At 53.9% G+C, this 1,301-nt stretch carries 1 rRNA gene; it reads right to left on the bottom strand.

What is annotated here, in order from left to right:
• A 23S ribosomal RNA gene (locus HW452_RS17285) occupies positions 1-1,301 on the bottom strand; the annotation flags it as partial.

Raw genomic sequence — 1,301 nt, 5'->3', positions numbered from 1 at the left:
AGACCCAAGCCTACTGACTTTCACCAGGACAACCAACGCCTGGCTCACCTAGCCTTCTCCGTCCCCCCATCGCAATCATGTCCGGTACGGGAATATTAGCCCGTTTCCCATCGACTACGCGTTTCCGCCTCGCCTTAGGGGCCGACTCACTCTGCTCTGATTAGCATCGAACAGAAAACCTTGGTCTTCCGGCGGGGGAGTTTTTCACTCCCCTTATCGTTACTCATGTCAGCATTCGCACTCGTGATACCTCCAGCAAGCTTCTCAACTCACCTTCATCGGCTTACACGACGCTCCTCTACCGCTCATCCATAAGGATGAACCCGTAGCTTCGGTACCTGGTTTAGCCCCGTTACATCTTCCGCGCAGGCCGACTCGACTAGTGAGCTATTACGCTTTCTTTAAAGGATGGCTGCTTCTAAGCCAACCTCCTAGCTGTCTGAGCCTTCCCACATCGTTTCCCACTTAACCAGGATTTGGGGACCTTAGCTGACGGTCTGGGTTGTTTCCCTTTTCACGACGGACGTTAGCACCCGCCGTGTGTCTCCCACGCTGGCACTCACCGGTATTCGGAGTTTGCCTCGGGTTGGTAAGTCGGGATGACCCCCTAGCCGAAACAGTGCTCTACCCCCGGCGGTGATACGTGAGGCGCTACCTAAATAGCTTTCGAGGAGAACCAGCTATCTCCGGGCTTGATTAGCCTTTCACTCCGATCCACAAGTCATCCAAATCTTTTTCAACAGATCCTGGTTCGGGCCTCCAGTTGATGTTACTCAACCTTCACCCTGCTCATGGATAGATCGCCCGGTTTCGGGTCTATATCCAGCGACTGTGTCGCCCAGTTAAGACTCGGTTTCCCTACGGCTCCCCTATGCGGTTAACCTCGCCACTGAATATAAGTCGCTGACCCATTATACAAAAGGTACGCAGTCACAGAACAAGTCTGCTCCTACTGCTTGTACGCACACGGTTTCAGGATCTATTTCACTCCCCTCTCCGGGGTTCTTTTCGCCTTTCCCTCACGGTACTGGTTCACTATCGGTCAGCCAGGAGTATTTAGCCTTGGAGGATGGTCCCCCCGTCTTCAGTCAAGGTTTCTCGTGCCCCGACCTACTCGATTTCACATGATCGGACTTTCGACTACGGGGCTATCACCCGCTACGGCCAGGCTTCCCAACCTGTTCGTCTAATCGGTCACATGCTTAAGGGCTGGTCCCCGTTCGCTCGCCGCTACTGGGGGAATCTCGGTTGATTTCTTTTCCTCAGGGTACTTAGATGTTTCAGTTCCCCTGGTTCGCCTC

Origin of the sequence: Vreelandella aquamarina (genome assembly GCF_020075495.1) — a bacterium.
Classification (GTDB): domain Bacteria; phylum Pseudomonadota; class Gammaproteobacteria; order Pseudomonadales; family Halomonadaceae; genus Vreelandella; species Vreelandella aquamarina_A.
Note: the sequence above shows the minus strand (reverse complement) of the source record. Positions and strands in the feature narration are given on the sequence as shown.